The sequence below is a fragment of the Salmonella sp. 741265055_HSA genome (assembly GCF_046569525.1).
GTDB lineage: Bacteria > Pseudomonadota > Gammaproteobacteria > Enterobacterales > Enterobacteriaceae > Salmonella > Salmonella enterica.
This window is the reverse complement of record NZ_JBKFSQ010000001.1, coordinates 110,908-129,401: the sequence shown is the minus strand read 5'-3', so window position 1 is coordinate 129,401 and position 18,494 is coordinate 110,908. Positions and strand designations below refer to the sequence as shown.

26 protein-coding genes and 1 pseudogene are annotated in these 18,494 nt (G+C 44.8%); all 27 read right to left on the bottom strand.

Annotation, left to right across the window (positions count from 1 at the left end; all coding sequences use genetic code 11):
* Positions 1-162: 162 nt before the first annotated feature.
* Entirely contained in the window at positions 163-1,221 is a 1,059-nt protein-coding gene (gene ssaU, locus ACLD4K_RS00645; protein WP_076726504.1) for an SPI-2 type III secretion system apparatus protein SsaU, read from the bottom strand.
* The gene (ssaT, locus tag ACLD4K_RS00640; RefSeq protein WP_411011214.1) at positions 1,218-1,997 is read right to left on the bottom strand and encodes an SPI-2 type III secretion system apparatus protein SsaT; all 780 of its coding nucleotides are present in this window, start codon (positions 1,995-1,997) and stop codon (positions 1,218-1,220) included. The genes ssaU and ssaT overlap by 4 nt, the downstream gene beginning before the upstream one ends.
* Positions 1,998-2,264, bottom strand: a complete 267-nt coding sequence (ssas, locus tag ACLD4K_RS00635; protein WP_000999982.1) for an SPI-2 type III secretion system apparatus protein SsaS — start codon at positions 2,262-2,264, stop codon at positions 1,998-2,000.
* Complete coding sequence (ssaR, locus tag ACLD4K_RS00630; protein WP_183059061.1) at positions 2,261-2,908, bottom strand: SPI-2 type III secretion system export apparatus protein SsaR; 648 nt, start codon at positions 2,906-2,908, stop codon at positions 2,261-2,263. The genes ssas and ssaR overlap by 4 nt, the downstream gene beginning before the upstream one ends.
* 67 nt (positions 2,909-2,975) lie before the next feature.
* Positions 2,976-3,944, bottom strand: coding sequence for an SPI-2 type III secretion system cytoplasmic ring protein SsaQ (gene ssaQ / locus ACLD4K_RS00625; RefSeq protein WP_411011213.1), 969 nt, complete (start codon positions 3,942-3,944; stop codon positions 2,976-2,978).
* Positions 3,925-4,299 carry an SPI-2 type III secretion system apparatus protein SsaP gene (gene ssaP / locus ACLD4K_RS00620; protein WP_094947572.1) on the bottom strand — a complete coding sequence of 125 codons (375 nt, stop codon included), beginning with the start codon at positions 4,297-4,299 and terminating at the stop codon, positions 3,925-3,927. Before ssaP ends, ssaQ begins: the two co-directional genes overlap by 20 nt.
* On the bottom strand, positions 4,280-4,657 hold the full coding sequence (gene ssaO / locus ACLD4K_RS00615; protein ID WP_411011212.1) for an SPI-2 type III secretion system apparatus protein SsaO: 378 nt from the start codon (positions 4,655-4,657) through the stop codon (positions 4,280-4,282). Before ssaO ends, ssaP begins: the two co-directional genes overlap by 20 nt.
* Before the next feature lie 2 nt (positions 4,658-4,659).
* The gene (ssaN, locus tag ACLD4K_RS00610; RefSeq protein WP_411011211.1) at positions 4,660-5,961 is read right to left on the bottom strand and encodes a SctN family type III secretion system ATPase SsaN; all 1,302 of its coding nucleotides are present in this window, start codon (positions 5,959-5,961) and stop codon (positions 4,660-4,662) included.
* Positions 5,951-7,996, bottom strand: a complete 2,046-nt coding sequence (gene ssaV, locus ACLD4K_RS00605) for an SPI-2 type III secretion system apparatus protein SsaV (RefSeq protein WP_183059066.1) — start codon at positions 7,994-7,996, stop codon at positions 5,951-5,953. The genes ssaN and ssaV overlap by 11 nt, the downstream gene beginning before the upstream one ends.
* The gene (gene ssaM, locus ACLD4K_RS00600) at positions 7,981-8,349 is read right to left on the bottom strand and encodes an SPI-2 type III secretion system apparatus protein SsaM (RefSeq protein ID WP_076726496.1); all 369 of its coding nucleotides are present in this window, start codon (positions 8,347-8,349) and stop codon (positions 7,981-7,983) included. Before ssaM ends, ssaV begins: the two co-directional genes overlap by 16 nt.
* Before the next feature lie 57 nt (positions 8,350-8,406).
* Positions 8,407-9,423, bottom strand: coding sequence for an SPI-2 type III secretion system apparatus protein SsaL (gene ssaL / locus ACLD4K_RS00595; RefSeq protein WP_411011210.1), 1,017 nt, complete (start codon positions 9,421-9,423; stop codon positions 8,407-8,409).
* Positions 9,389-10,063 (bottom strand): SPI-2 type III secretion system apparatus protein SsaK, encoded by a 675-nt coding sequence (gene ssaK, locus ACLD4K_RS00590; RefSeq protein ID WP_411011209.1) that lies wholly within the window; start codon positions 10,061-10,063, stop codon positions 9,389-9,391. Before ssaK ends, ssaL begins: the two co-directional genes overlap by 35 nt.
* Entirely contained in the window at positions 10,060-10,608 is a 549-nt protein-coding gene (locus ACLD4K_RS00585) for a type III secretion system domain-containing protein (protein ID WP_411011251.1), read from the bottom strand. The genes ssaK and ACLD4K_RS00585 overlap by 4 nt, the downstream gene beginning before the upstream one ends.
* 17 nt (positions 10,609-10,625) lie before the next feature.
* Complete coding sequence (gene ssaJ, locus ACLD4K_RS00580; RefSeq protein WP_411011208.1) at positions 10,626-11,375, bottom strand: SPI-2 type III secretion system apparatus lipoprotein SsaJ; 750 nt, start codon at positions 11,373-11,375, stop codon at positions 10,626-10,628.
* Positions 11,372-11,620 (bottom strand): type III secretion system inner rod subunit SctI, encoded by a 249-nt coding sequence (sctI, locus tag ACLD4K_RS00575; protein WP_411011250.1) that lies wholly within the window; start codon positions 11,618-11,620, stop codon positions 11,372-11,374. Before sctI ends, ssaJ begins: the two co-directional genes overlap by 4 nt.
* Before the next feature lie 11 nt (positions 11,621-11,631).
* Complete coding sequence (locus ACLD4K_RS00570) at positions 11,632-11,922, bottom strand: EscG/YscG/SsaH family type III secretion system needle protein co-chaperone (protein WP_058331528.1); 291 nt, start codon at positions 11,920-11,922, stop codon at positions 11,632-11,634.
* Positions 11,900-12,115, bottom strand: coding sequence for a type III secretion system needle filament protein SsaG (gene ssaG / locus ACLD4K_RS00565; RefSeq protein ID WP_000350226.1), 216 nt, complete (start codon positions 12,113-12,115; stop codon positions 11,900-11,902). The genes ACLD4K_RS00570 and ssaG overlap by 23 nt, the downstream gene beginning before the upstream one ends.
* Before the next feature lie 93 nt (positions 12,116-12,208).
* A complete protein-coding gene (gene sseG, locus ACLD4K_RS00560; protein ID WP_411011207.1) occupies positions 12,209-12,898 on the bottom strand; it encodes a pathogenicity island 2 effector protein SseG in 690 nt (229 codons plus the stop codon).
* Complete coding sequence (sseF, locus tag ACLD4K_RS00555) at positions 12,895-13,677, bottom strand: type III secretion systems effector SseF (protein ID WP_411011206.1); 783 nt, start codon at positions 13,675-13,677, stop codon at positions 12,895-12,897. Before sseF ends, sseG begins: the two co-directional genes overlap by 4 nt.
* A gap of 15 nt (positions 13,678-13,692) precedes the next feature.
* Positions 13,693-14,127 carry a SycD/LcrH family type III secretion system chaperone SscB gene (gene sscB / locus ACLD4K_RS00550; RefSeq protein ID WP_058331531.1) on the bottom strand — a complete coding sequence of 145 codons (435 nt, stop codon included), beginning with the start codon at positions 14,125-14,127 and terminating at the stop codon, positions 13,693-13,695.
* A gap of 51 nt (positions 14,128-14,178) precedes the next feature.
* On the bottom strand, positions 14,179-14,595 hold the full coding sequence (gene sseE, locus ACLD4K_RS00545; RefSeq protein WP_411011205.1) for an LcrR family type III secretion system chaperone SseE: 417 nt from the start codon (positions 14,593-14,595) through the stop codon (positions 14,179-14,181).
* A gap of 2 nt (positions 14,596-14,597) precedes the next feature.
* Positions 14,598-15,184: pseudogene (gene sseD, locus ACLD4K_RS00540) on the bottom strand (SPI-2 type III secretion system translocon protein SseD).
* 15 nt (positions 15,185-15,199) lie between these two features.
* The gene (locus ACLD4K_RS00535; protein ID WP_411011204.1) at positions 15,200-16,657 is read right to left on the bottom strand and encodes a type III secretion system translocon protein; all 1,458 of its coding nucleotides are present in this window, start codon (positions 16,655-16,657) and stop codon (positions 15,200-15,202) included.
* Between the two features lie 2 nt (positions 16,658-16,659).
* Positions 16,660-17,133, bottom strand: a complete 474-nt coding sequence (gene sscA, locus ACLD4K_RS00530) for a SycD/LcrH family type III secretion system chaperone SscA (RefSeq protein WP_000711019.1) — start codon at positions 17,131-17,133, stop codon at positions 16,660-16,662.
* Positions 17,130-17,720, bottom strand: coding sequence for an SPI-2 type III secretion system translocon protein SseB (sseB, locus tag ACLD4K_RS00525; RefSeq protein ID WP_411011203.1), 591 nt, complete (start codon positions 17,718-17,720; stop codon positions 17,130-17,132). Before sseB ends, sscA begins: the two co-directional genes overlap by 4 nt.
* 6 nt (positions 17,721-17,726) lie before the next feature.
* The gene (gene sseA, locus ACLD4K_RS00520; protein ID WP_058331536.1) at positions 17,727-18,053 is read right to left on the bottom strand and encodes an SPI-2 type III secretion system chaperone SseA; all 327 of its coding nucleotides are present in this window, start codon (positions 18,051-18,053) and stop codon (positions 17,727-17,729) included.
* Positions 18,054-18,250: 197 nt separating this feature from the next.
* Entirely contained in the window at positions 18,251-18,493 is a 243-nt protein-coding gene (gene ssaE, locus ACLD4K_RS00515; RefSeq protein WP_411011202.1) for a YscE family type III secretion system co-chaperone SsaE, read from the bottom strand.
* Position 18,494: the final 1 nt, after the last annotated feature.

Below are 18,494 nucleotides of genomic sequence, written 5' to 3'. Positions count from 1 at the left end.
TATCTTGTTTAATTTTATAATACGCTATCTGGTGCTTGTACCAGGCTAAAAGCGATTATTTTCAGTCTCTCACCCTTATCGTCAAACAAATCAACGCGCTGCTCTATACTGTATTACCCCTCTTAACCTTCGCAGTGGCTTGAAGAAGCATACCAAAGGCATTTATGGTGTTTCGGTAGAATGCGCATAATCTATCTTCATCACCATACGCAACAAGGCTGCAACGGGTTCAAATAACGTTTCAGGAATTTTATCTCCGCGTTCCACTTCAAAAAATAATGAGCGAGCCAGCTCAACATTTTCAACAACGGGAATGCAGTTGCGTTCAGCGATGTTAACGATATAGTTAGCTTGAGCATCACTGCCTTTTTCCAGAACGCGTGGTATTGGCATATCGGTGGGATGATAGCCAAGACAAACCGCAATATGCGTTGGATTACGAACTACCGCAACAGATTGTTTAACAGATTGAGCTAAACTCCCACTTTGTATTTCACTCTGCATTTCCCGACGTCGTGTCTTCATTTGAGGGTCGCCCTCCAGATCTTTATGCTCCTGTTTTACGTCATCTTTACTCATTTTTAGATCTTTTCTAATCTTATAATATTGGAAAGAATAGTCCAGTATGCCAACGACGATATAAAAAGCCATCACCCCTACCCATAACCATTTTATTAAAGAAGAAACCACAAGCAGGCCACAGGCTAACCCACAGTACGGTAGCGCCCGAAAAGTACTGGCATAATAATAAAAGAAAAAGGCAAAGATAAGAGATAAGATGATAACTTTTAAGCTGGATTTACATAATTCTATTACGCTATGTAAAGAGAATATCTGCTTAAAATTACTTACCGGATTTATATGCTCGCTTTTAAAACCAATGGCTTTGCTGGCAATAACCACCCCCACCTGAAGAAACACGCTACCCACAGTAGCAACTATTACCCCAGCGCCCAGAAACAGCAGTGCAGAAGTCAATGAATCTATTAAAGCATGACTCAATTGCGTTAATGCATAAGTAAATGGTTTATTTACTAATTGTAATGCGAAAGTTATTGACTCAATCAGTATCAAAATCATCTTTTCAGTAAAGAAATGAAAATATAAATAAAGCACAATCAACTGAAATAATGATGTTATTTCAATACTTTTGACAACCTGCCCTTCCTTACGACCATCACGTAATTTCTTTTCTGTAGGCTGTTCTGTTTTCTCGCTCATACAGCTGGAAACCAGTCTTTTAGATAAATATAAAATTTATCGCTTTCAACCAAATAGTGATGAAGAGCATAAGGGAATGAGATCAGGAGCGTTAGTAGAACCAATATACTTTTGAGCGGCATTGAGAAGAAAAAAACATTCAATTGTTGTGCCGACCGATTTAAAAGACCTAAAGCCAGATCGGCTAATACCATACATATTATGGCAGGAAGAGAGAAACTGATACATAATTGATAAAGCGTCCTCCACTCTGCCTGGATATATTTTAAAAATTGCTGATCAAATAATAAAGTACGCCCTGGAGGTAAATATTGGTATGACTCATACAGAATATTTAATATAAACTCCATGCCACCGCTTATAAAAAAAATAACACACAAAAACTGGCTGAAAAGCAAGCCAAAAAGTGAGGTTTCAGCTTCCATTGTAAAATTGAATATCGTACCCATTGTCGCGCCACGTAAAGTATCAAGCAGAAACCCGGCCATATCAACAGCCCAAAAGGGAACCGCCGCACAAAACCCAATTAAAAAGCCAATAATTACCTCTCCGGTGACTAACCCTAACCAGCTGTAATCTTTACCAATATGCATAATAATCTTCTGCTGATATATGATTGGTAATATGGGAAAGGTAAGAGACATTAGCACGCCATTACGTAAAAGCGCGGACCCTAAACTGCCACTTTTTAATAGGGGGAGTAATAAAGAGAGGCCCAATGGACGAATAAAAGCCACAGCCAATACAATAAGCCATTCATTCAACTGTTGTGTCATTCAACCATGTTCTCCAATTCGTAACATTATCTGTCGGGTATAATTCAACAGGATACCGCTAAGCCATGGGTAGCTGACCATTAAGGTTATTGCAATTGCCAATAATTTAATCATGAACTGTAGCGTTTGGTCCTGTATTTGAGTCAAGGCCTGAACAAGGCTTACGATGACACCAACTACCGATGCCACCAGCACCACCGGCATAGACGTAAAAAGGACGATCCATAAAAGTTGCGTTACAAATTGCGTCAATTCAGAATCATTCATGAAAAGCTCTGTACCAATTGCGCCAGTGTCAGATCCCAACCGCCTGCCAGTAAAAATATTAGCAGCTTAAACGGTAATGAAATGGTCATCGGCGACACCATCATCATCCCCATAGCCAGCAGTATATTTGAAATAAGCAGGTCAATAGCCAGAAAGGGAAGATAAATAAGTAATCCAATCCGAAATGCCTGCGTTAACTGACTCACCGTAAATGCCGGAATTAATATGAGCAAAGAATCAGGTTTTATCTTTTGTTTTATGTCTTCAGGCCAGGTTCGTTTTATCAAATTCCGAAAATAATTGGCCTCCTTTTCTTCAGAGTTTTTTTGCAAAAACTGTCGATAAGGCGCTAACGCTTTACTGTCCCACTCAGACATCCAGAATGGAGCACCAGCGACCTGAACCGGATGCCAGCGCTCTTTTACAGCTAATAGCGTCGGCCCCATAATGAATAAGGAAAGTACAAGCGCGAGGCCATACAGTGCGATATTTGGGGGAACTTGTTGAATACCCAGAGCATTTCGTAAAATCGAAAATACCACCGCCAGTTTAAGGAAAGAGGTTCCCATGACGATAATGAGAGGCAGTATTGAAAGCAGAAACAATATACCAATCAGTTGCAAAGGCGAATCGGGTAAAGACATACTGTATCTCTCATGACACGACCTGGAGCTCTATTATATTGTTCGCATATTATTTTTCTTATCAGGTTTACGCTGTATTTTTGGACAGATACCAACGTGTAATTCGCACCATAAATTCATTCCCACAGGCAATCAACTCACCTTGCCCAATAATACGGTCATTTATTCTTATCGTCACCTCTGGCGCAAAACATCCACCTACAGGCAAAACGTCCCCCGTTTTAAGTTGTCGTAATTGTCCAATTTCCAGACTCGCACGTCCGATCTCAAAGAGCACCCGTTGCGGTATCTGCTCAAGTTCGACTGAAGACGTTCCGTCACTCTTTGACATTGGGCTCCCTGATGCAAGTAGCGTTTCGATATCCTGGACTAATTCTTCAAATTTCATCGTGTTATCCTCTGTCAGCAACACCCTCGCGTAGATACCCCCAGGTAGTTGAATAGCAAAAAAACCGAGTCTGATGTCGCCAAAGCAATGAATCCGAACGCCCATGCCAATTTCGATAGACTCAAGTTCAATTAATGTAAGCTGGCACCAGCCTAAATATACAGGGACTACTACAGGAGGGGCAGGATAAATCTGTTGACGCTCAGCAGAAAGTTCTCCGACTATATTGCGCAAAAAACCTGTTGGCCATGTAAAAATAATGCTATGGAACTCATGTTCTTCAACTATCCATTTAATATGCAACGCTAGCTGATGTGGTATATTACTGCAGGATGTCGGCGGTTCGTTCTGACAGAGGGTGGCATCACTGGCTTGCAATAACGGCGCCAGCCCCCATTCAGCTATTCCGTATAGCAATTCAGGATCGATAGCCGATCGATTAGCGGTGCCAATTAACCCTTCACACCAGCGCTGCCAGCATTGTTCTGCAATCCACACCCTACCCAGCTCATTATGATAATTTATGGTAAATAACGTCCCTTGCTGTACTGGATATTGCTGCATACGCAATGTCAGCTCACCAATGGTAGCGCCTTCCGTTGGAAGTATCTCCATCCACGGACGCTCTTCATTCGCTATTCTTAACATAGAATATCTCCAGGGAGATTATATACCCCATATGCAGCAACTGAGACTCCAGCCACTGCTTTAGCGCTTTCATCGAACGGTAAATTTCATGATGAGGAACATTGATTTTTAGCTGGATTAGCCCCCCTGATTCACATACTTCACACTCTACACCATCAAGATAACCGCCACTAACACGATAACGCTGCGTGAAAACCACGTTCTTATTCAATACTGCAGGAGGATTATTCTCACCAATGGGTAATGCCTGGTACATGAGTTGTTCAAAGTCCATACGTTCCGCCTCCGCCTCGTTATCATCCTGATAAGACTGGCATGGCAACCCAAGACTTCCCTCAACTTTGGTAATACGCATCGCTTAATACCATAGTAATTTTTTCTTTCTTTTTCATAAGCGCATTAAAGTTCTCCTGTAATTCGCTTCGCCGTAAAACAAGCTGCTGATACTGATTCTCTAACTGCTGCCGTTGCGTCAAAAAGCTCTGCACCTGAGTGAATAGCCCAGCCATTTGTTGTTTCTTATCCAACAATAAATGACAAGATAACGTACCTTGCCAGCCCATTAATTCTTTTAGTCTGGTAGTCACTGCTAAAGCGCGCGTCTGGCAAATCTGCTGTTCAGTAATAATCGCCTGTTGCTGCTGATCAAGTACGGTAAGTTTGCCGCGTAATTGCTTTTCACGCCGCGCGATTATCTCCAGCAAAGTTTCCATGATCACTCGGTGAGTATTTGGTGTAATTTTTCTATGAGTAGCTCGGGTCCGCATACTTCATCCTTACTTTGTCGCAAAAATGTGCAAATATCCGGATAGGTATCAATAGCTTTATCGGTATCAGTATCAACCCCTCGCTGGTATTCCCCAATGCGTATTAACAGTTCAACCTCCTGGTAAAGCGCCAGGTGCCGCCGTAATATAGCCGCCAGTTGACGATGCTCATGGCTGGTAACGACTGGAAAAACGCGGCTGAGCGTTGCCAGCACGTCAATGGCAGGATAATGCCCCCTCTCTGCAAGCCGTCGGGATAGCACAATATGTCCATCAAGCAGTGAACGGACTTCATCCGCCAACGGCTCATTCATATCATCGCCTTCCACCAGTACCGTATAAAATGCGGTAATACTGCCTTTTTCCCCCATTCCTGTACGTTCTAAAAGTCGTGGCAATGCACTAAATACGCCTGGCGGGTATTCTCCAGAAACTGCGGTCTCTCCGGCGGCCAGAGCGATTTCCCGTGCGGCCCTGGCATAACGCGTCAGTGAGTCGGCAAGCAAGACGACTCGCTTTCCATTATCGCGAAAAAATTCTGCTATCGTGGTGGCCACAAACAGCGCCCTCACGCGCTCTAAGGCGGGTCTGTCAGAGGTTGCGACAACAATGACACAACGTTTTCGGGTCTCTTCAGACAGTGTAAAATCGATGAACTCGCGGACTTCTCGTCCACGTTCACCAATTAACACCAGAACATTACTGTCTGCGCCTGGAGCATTACACAGCATCGCCAGAAGCGTGCTTTTCCCCACGCCAGGAGCAGAAAAAATACCCACTCGTTGCCCTTCACCACAGGTCGCAACGCTATCAATAGCGCGAATCCCCGTCATTAATGGTTGAGTGATAGGCTGTCGAACCATTGCGGGAGGAGGCATTGCATCATAGTCTTTCCAGCAGATTTCAGGCAGTTCGCGGCCATCAAGGGGACGACCAAAGCCATCAATGACTCGCCCTAATAACGCTTCGCCCACGGGGACCTGATGGCGTCGCCTTAAGGCTATCACTTGCTGCCCGCAGTGAAGTCCGATAGTACTCGTAAAAGGAGATAGCAAAGCTTTGCTGCCATTAATCCCCACAACTTCAGCAAGTACTTCTCCAGGCTTTATACAGCACAACTCTCCCATAAATACCCCAGGCAACCACGCATTTAACAACGTTGCGCTGACATCCTGAATTCGGCCCCATCGCCAGTAACCATCGGGGGGCGGATATTTCAGCCTCAGACGTTGCATCAATTCATTCTTCATTGTCCGCCAACTCCTCTTCGCTAAGGTCAATACTTTCTACCACTTGTACAAAGCTCTCCTCTCCTAATTCCTGCCATGACAAAATCGGTACGTCGAACAAGGTGGCTTCTGTAATTTTTCGCAAGAAACGTCGGGTGTCGACAGAAGTGACAATGAATAATTTGGTTGGCTGCTTCAGCGCCTGCTCGATAAGTTGCAGAATCTGCGACTTATGACGAGACGACAGCGCAGTATAGGTCCCCATTGCCGTCTGGCGAATGGATTCACGTATAAGGTTCTCAATACCTTCGCCGATCCGCAAAATCGGCAGCGGTTTTCCTTCCGGATTAAGACGACGCAGAATATGACGGCGAAGCGCGATACGGACGTATTCTGTCAACATCAGGACATCTTTTTCACGTGGCGCCCAGTCAATTAATGTACCGAAAATAAGACGTAAATCTCTAATAGAAACCCACTCTGATACAAGCCGCTGCAAAGTTTCAGCGATTTTATTAATGGGCAACTGGCGCTGAAGCTCTTTCACCAGCTCAGAGTAGTTTTTTTCCATCGCATTCATTAGATAACGCGTTTCCTGAACACCAATAAACTCTCCCATATGCCGAAGCAGCACACATTTTAGTAAGGCAGAGATACGTTGGCTGCCCGCGAAAACGTCCAGTCCAAAACCTTGCGCCTTATGGGCCATGTCTTTTGAAAGCCAACAGATCTGCCCCATCCCGTTCGGTAACGTCTGGCTGTCACCCACCACACTAGCGTCCGCGCCTATCAATAAATAATCTGCCTGGACGGGAATAGATAAACTAAATACGGGTTCCTGATATAGCAGTACCGTCAATTTTTCGGTGGGTTCAGGCAAAACCTCAATATTCACCTCAGGGAGAGGGACGCCGGTGTCCTCAAATAATAACCATCTCATGGCGTCAATATCACGAATCAGGTCGGCAGAATGTAACGTTGGGGTAAGACGTAAGATTAGAGGACATGCGCCGGGAACCATACTATCTTTTTCCGACGCTTCGACGCCATTTGCGGAAACCACAGATTTTTTACGGCGAATGAGGATAATGGGCAATGCTAACAACGCTGAAAAGAAAGCGAGAGTGATAAAAGGAAAGCCAGGAATTAAAGCGAGGAGCATTAAAACAACAGAGGTTAATATGAGCGACTGAGGTTGTCTGGCAATTTGAGAACTCAACTCTGTCGCCAGGTTCTGGCGTTTCTCACCCGGAACACGGGTGACAATAATTCCCGCGCTAAGGGAAATCAGCAGCGATGGAATTTGCCCACATAAACCATCTCCGATTGACAGTACGCTATAAGTGTGAACAGCCTCACTCATCGACATATCATATTGTACGATAGCGATGATGATACCGCCGATAATGTTCACCAGAACAACAATAATACCGGCAATCGTATCGCCTTTAACAAATTTCATCGCACCATCCATCGCACCGAGAAAGCGGCTTTCCTGCTGGACGTGCTGTCTTAATGTACGGGCATGGTCTGCATCGATAACTCCGGCACGCAAATCGCCATCGATACTCATTTGTTTGCCTGGCATCCCATCAAGCGAGAAACGTGCGCTGACTTCCGCCACCCTCTCGATGCCTTTTGTAATGACAATAAACTGCACGATAGTAATGATGGTAAATACGACCAACCCAACGGTGAGATTTCCTCCTACGACAAACCTACCGAAAGCATCCACAATATTACCGGCATTATGTTGTAACAGTACCAGCCGTGATGTGCTGATTGTGAGTGACAAACGATATAATGTGGTAATAAGTAATAAAGACGGAAATACCGATAAATCGAGAGGGTCACTAAGATAAATAGCAATTAAGAGCAGGATCACTGAAAACATAAGGTTGATAGTAATCAGGACATCAACCATCCAGGTCGGCAAAGGTAACAGCATCATCACAATAGCGATTAATAATACCGTCGCCAGAACCATATCCTGCCGACCCGCGCATACACTGAGCCACTGTTGCGCCCTGATTCCCCCACCTAACCATGAACGCATTGCGACTCCAGAAATTTTATTTGTCGATGATGTAATCGTAACCAGAGCTCGGCGGAACTGGACAGAGGAGGAGAACAACTCATTGCAAGCCCATCGCGCAACAAAAATAATCGTTGAGGAATACCCTGGAACACTGCAGATTTCCAGTTAGTCAACGCTTTAAAAAGCAGATCTTCGTCTAAGAAAGTTTGCTTGAGTATCTGACATAAGTGAATACGACCATTATGATAGTTTAGATAGGTTTCATATTGTCCATGCCGCCAGAACATATTGGTTGCTAAAGGCTGTTCAGCTAATCCTGCTAATTGAATAAAAAGCTGAATATTACGTTCAGTAATGAGATCCCAATCCATCCTGCCGCCTCATGATGAGCCAGAACACCAATTTACCTAAATATTGAAAGCCAGGTATCAGAATAAAACCTGATTTACCTTTACTTCACGAAGCGTTTCGAGAATTTGTTCACGTTGATCTTCGTCGTTAAAACAGTTATCGGGTATCAGCATAAACTGCGCATCAAGTTGTTGGAGTAACCGATTAAACATCTTCGATGAAGAAACTATAGCGGTAAGTCTATCAAGCAACCAATCACTGAAAAGCCAGCGCTCACAAATGATATCGAGTAGTAGCGGCAGTAATGTATTAGGCGGCAACTGGCAAATCCACTCCTCACGCTGACACTCTTTTTCAAGGCCAAGGAATAACAGCAAACGACGCAAACGTACTAATGCCGCGGCCAAACGACTTTGCTCCGAGGGTTCGATGCATATGCTAAGTTCAAAGGCTATTGCTCTTAGCAAAATACGAACCCGTTCACAGCGATCCGGCCACTCTGCCACGCGTCTGAACCACTGCGATAAGGGCATTTCATCGTTGTCTATCGCCTGTTGCATAAAACGCTTCAGCGAGGACAGCGTAGCGGTATCCACTTCGCCAAGTTCCAGTAAACTAAAAACGGCAAGTTCCCATCCCTCCTCCGCTGTGAGCGTATCCAGTTGCGATTGCAAATCGCGTTTTTTCTTTTTTGACAACCCGTCGGCAGTAAGCGCCATTGCGAGAGCGATAATTTTATACGCATTTTGTAAATCAGGATCACTATTTTCTTCGGTAAGCGAACGCAACGTTGCCCCATTATCCTCCTGTATTTGTTTTATCAAACGCAGCAAAGCCTGCTGTCTGCGCTCCAGTTTCTCCGCATCAGAGAATTTATAATTTTCACGCAGTTTACCACTCAGCGCCATTCCTATTTCTTCCATCGTCTCATAGAGCGCTGCCCCCGTCGTTTCCTGTAACTCCTGGAGAGCTAATATTGAAGGTGAAATAACCTCTTGTTTCTCTATAACCTGGCCAGAGGTAAATGTTGTAGGAGGCGTCATTTTTATCTCATTAATTTTAATATCCATCGCTACCTCTTTTATCTTCACCATTACATAACCATTTCAGTAACGCGTTGAAATGACGAGAAAGTGAAAACTCAACGGCATATCGTGTTGAGGAAAGTTCAACCTGATCGGGAGAGAAACCAGACTCGACAATCAGCGTAAACCGCTTGCCAAAAGTTTCATGCATCAATGCCTCTTTTTCAGGATGAATACGCAAATAAAGCGCTCCATCTTCCGCCATAGCCGTGGCCTGGCGTGCCAGACGATGGCACATAACACTGTCTACCGACTGTTGGTCGAACCAGGCCAACAGAACCTGTTCTATACTATTTTTAATATGATGCGCTGCTTGATCGACCAATGAACGAAATTGATTTTCATCTTCTTGTAAATGTTTTACATGCTGTTCCAGCCATTCCACTTCCATTTTTTCCAGCGTATTTTTACGCAACCACGCTATTTCTTGTTGCTGCTCAACTTTCTGTTCACGTTGATAACGATAGGCGTCTCGGATGATTTTTTCAGCCTTACGGTGAGCGGAGCTCACAATAGCATGTGAAACTCTCTTAGCTTGTTGCTCTTGTGCAAATAAAGTTAATTGTAATGTTATCCACTGTGACTCAATAATATTTCGAGCGGGTAGCTTATGGTTAATTTCCGTCAGAGGAAGTGAAGTGAAACTCATAGCAAATGCTCCATGAAGATAATCTCGGTAAGAGAAGTCTTCGGCCAAAGTATACGCTGCGGAGGGGGTAATAATACTAATAGCGCATGTAAAACCACATCGTCATGCGCTTCACGATTAAGAATGGCGGTACCGATCTGCAATGCAGTTTGTTGCATCACTTGCGGAGGAAGTAATTTGCCATCTCTTTGCCCCAACCAACCATATAGCTGCCAGATCTCATCCTCGCTAAACCACTGTAGAAGCAATTGCCGATACTCTGGTAGCATAAAATAGTCACTACACCTGAGTTTGAATAATCCCAGCCCAAAGGCAAATGCCGATATACGCGGCGCAAGACGAACCTGCCGTTTTTGCCTGTCATTTAAACAGGCTGGAATAACATAACTTCCCCTTAGTCTATTCAACGATCTGTCAAGAAGACGATCCAACTCTGGCCGCTCTCCATAACGCCAGCGGTTTGAAAGATGAAAGCCCAGCTTATCCATCCATTCCGGTACAGCGTAACGGGCAGGTTGCCAGAGATAACGATAAAGTTGCAACACCTCGGGATCAGGTCGGTTCAAAAACGGCGTCTCAGGCAAAAATAGCCGATCAGGATACCCACTCCCAATAACAACCCTGTCAACGATAACATCAACTGATAAGGGTATTTCATCAACCACGTCACCACCTTCCCTTTATTGGCGTGGATAAAGTCCATAATCCAGAACGTTTTTCTCGCTGGTACGTCAGGTACCATTCTAAATTCAGCAGGCTGCATCAAGATACTAATCTTACTGTATTGCAACCCAGGGATTGACATCTCTATTAAATCTTTAATTTTTACCCGAAAGGCCTCCATATTGACCTGAGGTGAATATTTTATAAATACGGCAACTGAGCTAGGAGAAGTGTTACTTCCCTCATCATAAGTCGGTAGCGCAATGGTCACTTTTGCATTAATCACGCCCTCCATCTGACTCAGCATTCCTTCAATTCTTTGTTCTTTTAAGAAATTAATCTTCTGCTGTTCTTCCTGGGGGGATACCACTAACTGATTAGCTGGAAACATCTTATCCACCGTTGTAAACTGACGATGCGGATAACCGTTAAGTCTAAGTAGCTCAACCGCATTAATAAACTGCGACTGCTCGACACGTAAGGTAACACCATCCTCTTCCTGTTTTTTTTCCGCATCGATATGATGCTGCATAAGTAATGCCAGCATTTGATTCGCCTCATATTCTGGCAATGAGCGATAAAGATCCACATCACATGCCGTAAGAAAGAACGCGAGGGCAGTAAGAAATACTATACGATGAACCTTCATGTCATGCTATCCAGCTTATTAAGCGCTTGCGCTGCTGCGCTTGATATCCTGGCAAGATAATCCACGCCTACCGTTAACTGCATATAATCCATTTGTCTGGCCAACATAACCTGCGGTAGTAAAGCACTGGCATTACTGGTGGATGCACCATCTGTCAGCAATTGTTTAAAAAGATTAATTTGCTCCTGGCTCGGTTCTGCAGATGACTTTACATAAGATTGAGTGCTTACAGGCACTACGCTCATATCAGAAATATTCAATTTTCAAACCCCTCTTTGGGCGCAGGAAATAACAGGCGCAGCGCCATAGCCTCTGGTAAATCAATATCCGATAAAATTTTCGCGGCTTTTAGCGGCTCATTTAATCCCGCCAACAATAATGCCAAACATACCAACTGTAATTTTCTATCCGGAACAATAACCGTTAGCGCTGGTAACATCGTATGTACCTGGGAAATAAGGCTATGGTTAACGCCCGCAAACATAATTTCCAGCAGCAACCGTCGAACATCGTCGCTTATAACTTCAGATTTTAGCAATGATTCCACTAAGCATATCCTTGATCATTTTGATCAGTGAACTTTCGTAATTAATAAATGTAGAATACTGCTGTAAGGCAAATTGCGCTTTAATCATCGATTCTGGGTTGAGCAAATCATTACCATTCATTTTGTCATTAATGGCCTGACCTGCCTGGTGCGCCATGTGGGAGAGCATATCCACTAATTGTGCAATATCCATAATGCTTTTCCTTAAAATAAATACATCGTAAGGATACTGGCAACATAACAAAATTTAGAAAGCAATGAACATCCGGTATATACCTGAAAACGATTACTCCGGCGCACTTTGTTTTGGTGTTACCTGAGCCAGCAAACGATAAAATGGGCTGCTGACCTGCATACCGGTCATTGCCATCCCATCTATACCAAAGCGAGTAAAACTCATTAGCCCGTAGGCAATATCATTAAGGCGCTCTAATAAATGAGGCTGTAGTCCCAAACTACCACTCCAGTATGAATGCGTCATTACCGTCGCGGTTAAGACTAATCTACCTCCCAGGGAGACAGCTTTAGCAATCGCCATACTTTTGCGTTGATTGGCGAAACAATTAGCAATATAAAAAACGGCATTGCCTATACTGTCGTGAGCCATAGGCAAATGATGTTTATGATGGTAGATAAGACACGCGACATCCGCGATGGCAATAGCAAGGCCAATTCCCGCCAGGGCTAAGAGCGGTGCGCCTCCACCACTTAGCACTGTTAATGCTATTCCAGCGGAACAGCATAAAATCTGTCCGCCCAAAATGACCGTTTGCCAACTAAAAATTTCTTTTGGAAAACACTTTATCACTCGTTTCGCAAGTCCGGCCAATAACCGCTCTTTTCCTTGTTGAGGTCCTATTCTACCACTCTCCATATTGGTTTCCGGATGTGGCAATGAGGGACATGGAGGTGATTCCTCAGGCGCGCAAACAGGACGTTGCCCCCCTACCTGAGCATTTGGGCTAACAGGTTTCATGGTTCTCCCCGAGATGTATGACCAGAACTGTCCATTAATGCAGGTGTAGTAGCAGATTGACAGAGCGCTGCCATTTTTTCCGCCAATAACACACTGGGATCGGCATGAAGTTCATCAACAGAATTTTCCTGATCGTCGCCAGAGGGGCGGGCAAGGCAATAATCCAGTACCGCACCTATCGCCGTCAGGCTAACGGAGGTAATTACACTCCCCATGTCCAAAGAGGCCGCTATATTTTCAGCGGCGGGCAGTGGAAACTGTAGGGGTAAAACCAACATAGAAATAGCGATTCCTGAACGTATTAATAAAGAAAGACAATTAGCAAGGGTGTTAGCGCAGTTAAGACTTGCCCCACATTTTAAGGCCAGCGCACTGACCACAAGAGCAACGCTATCACTGGCGGTTTGTAACGGCTCCTTTTGCTGACATATCAATTGATAATTATGATACGCACAGCAAGCATCCCCAATAGCAATCACGAGCGCCGCCCCCGCAAGAATAGCAATGGGTAATCCTGCCCCGCCAGAAATTACCGCTGCAGCAACCGATAACCCAAACACGACTGTCGCACCCAGCGCACGAATAGTGTATTGCATAAAATGTATAGTATAATCCCTCTGCTGCCTTATTTGTTCAGGCGTAAGCAGCACAGGGGCTGCGGGGGTGCCAGGGGCTGGAATTTCAGGGGGAGGAAACGATGCCGCCTTCGCTTGTATACCGGAAGGAGGACTATTACCATCGACGATATTACTTGCCGCTGACGGAATATGAATTTTCATATTTCGTTCTGTTATTTAAGCAATAAGAGTGTCGAACATTATTTGCGCATTCTGGCGAATCTCACTCCATGAGGCATCCGCATAACTCATCTTGATTGCGGTTTGAAAAGCCTCTCTCGCCAACCCGGGTTCCCCCATCATTTTGAGACAGACGCCCGTTTGGTAAACCGGTTCTGGATGGCTGGCATCCAGCATCAAGGCATGTCCATAGAAATTAATGGCCGTCGTGTATTCTTTAAGCATCATCCAGGTGCCAGCCAATGCAATATGGGCACGCCAACTCCATGGCTGGGCCATCACCAGCCAGCTAAAATCGATTACGGCGCGCGCATAATCCCCCTCCTGCCATGAGGCGTAACCACTGGCATAAACGGTTTCCGGATCAACGGATAATAGCTGTTTCAGAATGTCTTCGGGTACTTTATTTTTCTGATTTTCTTTCATCATCATACCTATTGATTGTTATTTTCACGTGATAATGATTTACGTCAGGAAGGTCATTTAAAAACGTCGCTGGATAAGATGCTCGGCGGATAAAATTGTCCAGTCATCGCCATCAAACTGTGTAAAGGTCGCTCCCATTACTGTCAGAATGCGCAATAATTTCCTGCGTAGCATGGCTTTTTTTTCATCCAGAACATCGGTGATTATCAACATCTTTAAACATGTTAACTGCGGGTGATGTACAAATATCCCGCGTAAAAGTCCCAGTAAGTGAAACAATTGCTGTGGTCGAGGTTGCCCGGGCGTCAGGCGCCTGAACTCACAAATAATCATTTCTTTTGCCTCAATACGATAGATCACCAGGTAAGGCGATAATATAAACTGCTGCCCAAGTAATATGGCGGTCTCCCCTAAATATGCAGGCTCAGTAAACACCTGATGCCGACGCAACCATTGCTCTATTTCTTGCACCATGTTTACCTCGTTAATGCCCGGAGTATTTCAGCAAGAACCGTGACCAGTGACGCCCCACCCCCATGATTTGCTGCATAATTTCAGCTGCTTTCTCCATAATATCCGTCAGGCATTTATTATAAGATTGGGCCCCATTTTCTTGCAGCTCGGCAATCGCTTTATCTTGATCACTTTGACGTTGCGCTACACCGGCCCCCAGCCCCATGACTCCCCCGACAGTGTGGCCTGTGGCTTGACCCGCTATAAGGCCGCTTTCCCCGCCTACAGCCCCGAGTCCTATCGTCAGTACTCCCGACAACATTGCGCCACACGCAGTAATCATTGATGCTTTAAACGCTTCATCAATTGTTTTCATTTGCGTCTGTAAAGCATTGACCTGCAGGTCCCAGGCCAGCCGTTGTTTTTCTACGTTATAGCTGCGCATGATATCGCGCAGCTTTTTGGCAAGCTCCATTAACTTCGTCCAGATATCATCAAATAACAGAAGCATTGATTCAGTACCCATTCCCTCCCCGGAGGGTGATGGAGTGGAAGAAGGCGTTAACAAGGACGGCGTTGGTAATACCAGTGCTACGTTACTCGCTTCCATATTTTTATCCTCAGATTAAGCGCGACAGCCAGCTATTCTCGCCTGAACGCTACTATAGTGATCAATGGTCTCTAATACATCTCTAAGCGCGGCACCGCTACTCTTATAAAGCTCCTCTAAGCGTTTTTGTTCTATCTTTTTTTGGTCTTCCGTTTGTTGCAAAATGTAATCCAGAAACCGTTGCTGAGTTATTAATTGCTCTATTTTCTTTTCGAGCTTCGCTTTATCTGCGTTAACCATGCCAGTATTCATCTGACTGGCACCCTCGGTTGCACATCTGATAGCCTGTAAGCCTTTAAATGAACAATCACTCAGTAAGGCATACAGGATTTTTTTGAACATATTCCAGAGAACTTTATTACGAAAATTTTTTAACAGAAACTTTCCCCCTTCTTGCGCACATTTTTCCAGGGCTTCTTTTGCCGCTTCTTTTGCCATGGCTTTCACCCCCTCTTTCGTAAAACTTTTTCCCGCATTTTTTGTCATATTATTTTCTACCTTACGAGAAAACTCAGCAGACTCCTCTTCCATCTCGCCCGGCGAAACCATTTCACGTTCAATCGCCTCAAATTGTTTGGAAAACTTTTCGCTCACCTCTTCGCCAAACTTTTCAGCCAACTCCTCTATTTCTGCTTCCCCTGCACCAACCATACGCTCAACCATTTCTTCGCCTAAGCCGGAGTCAAGCACTTTTGCAGCTGCGCCAGATAAGCCTCTCGTCGCCATAAAAGCACGACCAATCTGGAAAACATCCAGTGCCATCGCGACGACTTCACAACCAACTTGAATTTTACTTGCCACGTCAATAATCGCCTGACAGGTATCGTGGTCAGCACCGCACATCATTGCCGTTTCGGCTCCGGCTTTAACCATTCCTGCACAACCTGCGGCTATATAAGCTACGCCGCTAGCCATTTCTGCGGGATTACCGGACAGAAAACCTTCCACAACTTTTAAGGCGCCAATCACGGTTTCAAATATGCCAGTAAGCCAGTCAAAAATAGCGCCAAAAATGCCCGCTTTACGCGCTTTATCCTCCTGCTCTATCGCTTTCTGGATCTGCTCCTGATACTCCTTTACCTGCTTATTACGCAATGCATTTTGCACCTCAGTTGCCCGCTCAAGCTGTTGACATAACGATTGAGCGTTATTACCAAAGACGTTGAGTATTAATGACGTCATCATCATTGATAAAACAGTGGGATTGATATGCAAAAAGTCAGGCAATGATGATGGACGCTTATCATTTCCGGGTACGGCATCAAGCAGTTGCTTCAACGCATTGCTTGCCTCCTGAAGACTAATTTTCCCGGATAGCAGACACGCGGCGTTGCCATCGCCAAAAGTAGAATTCACACGATGCTGGCGCTTTCCCAGCGAACCTGAGGAAACGCAACTGACATTGCTTAAGTGATGATGTGTTAAGGCGGTTACTCCTGCGGCGCTATCGCTATTACTGTGAATTCGATTCATTTTTAGCTCCTGTCAGAAAGTTGCTGTAACATCTTTTCTGCACGCAATCGAAGGATTTGATGTTCACTGACCTCGCCGCAAATACGCACCACGGCCTTTAACGCTTTTATTGCATAACAAACGTTATCACACGCGAGGTAGCATTCCGCTGCGGCCCATGGCGCCTGCGGCGCATCAATCTTAATTTGTGCCGCGCGTCCATAAGCGTATATCGCTTCCCCCCAATGTTTTTGAGCCTGGCAGCATTCCCCTAACCGAAACCAGTAGTCAAATGACCAGGCATCATATATCGTCAGTAATTGAAAAAGTCGCGCTGCGCCGGCGAACTCTTTTACCTCCATAAGCTGCATGGCATAGTGATACAGAGTATTAAGCGGCTGTGTAACATCGTCATCCAACAACATACGCAGCGAGCCGCCACGCCGGAAAAATCGCATCGTGTCATGTGCCTGTTGTAGGGTCGGGTCTTTTTTCATGAGTACGTTTTCTGAGCTATCATACTGGAAATTTCCCCCCACTTACTGATAAGCCCCGTCAGTTGGGTAAGGACAGCGTTAAGCTCCTGAGACATTTTTTGAATTGTTATCTGCCCCTGACTCATAAGATCCGTATTCCGGTTGGCGTCATTATCCAAAGCCGCTTTGATCGCCTGTAGGCCACCTTTATCCAGCTTCCCATGATCGCCATATTTAGCCATATAATCCTCAATGGTCATACCATCGATGAGAATACCGTGTTCACGCATGTATATAATGACATCCTCAGGCACCTCCTCTTTGGTTTTAGCATCCCCTTTGGCTGCTTTAGCAATCACCTCATCCATCTCATTTGACTTTGCCTGGGTATTTCTGGCACGTTCAGCGTTCCTCTGGACTTCAATAAATTTATCGTTTGCAATAGCCTGAATAACCATAAGGAGAATAAGCAAAACACTATACCCTTCGGCAAACGGATTTTGCTGGGATAAGTCATCCTGACTCCCGGTATCAGTGCTGCCGACGCCGAAGCTATGTTTAAACACAATAGGGCTTTGATTTCCCCATAAGATGTTTCCTGAAGACATGATGCTTTACCTTTTTGTTTTTCCTGACGGTATCTCCACCGGGGCTTGAGCATTAAGTTGTTGCAATCGTACTTCAAGTTGTTTAAACAAACTTACTATTTTCTTTAAATCCTTCTCGGCCTCCTGGTTAACCCCGGCAACGCCTTGTGGAAATAGGTTATGAAGAATACTCTCTGTCTCTCTGCTCTTTTTTGGGCTCTCTGCCCTTTCAGAAAGCTGTTGACTCACCTTAGCCCTGATTTGGTGAAATTTTTTAAGACAGTGATTTAGCTGCATGTAACTTTGCTCTAAATCACGATATTCACTAACCGCAGCCTTTTTCTTTATCATCATTCACCTCCACACGATAGATAATTAACGTGCTAACCAAGAGCTTATCCCATTAGGGCTATTTTACTTGCCATTTTGGTCCTGGGCAGTGCTCAAAATCCTCACGTACTACGTGTACGCTCCGGTTTTTGCGCGCTGTCCGTGTCCAATCTGGCTGCACCAATAACGCCTGGTGGGATAGGCTCTAAGATATTTTTACTTTACTCTTGCTCACTCACTACAAGTGCGCTGTTATGGTAACGATAATAAATAGTTTTGATAATATTTTCGGCCTGTTCGATCGCTTCAAGCAATAAGGTGTTTTGCTGATATTGCTGCGGATCCTGTAACTTACCGTTGTTCTCTTCTAACTGTTGCCGGGCAGCCCTTAATTGTAAAATTATTCCTTTGGCCTCTTCACGCGAATGAAGCAGCAAATCTTCTAACCGGGTCAGAGTTGTCATT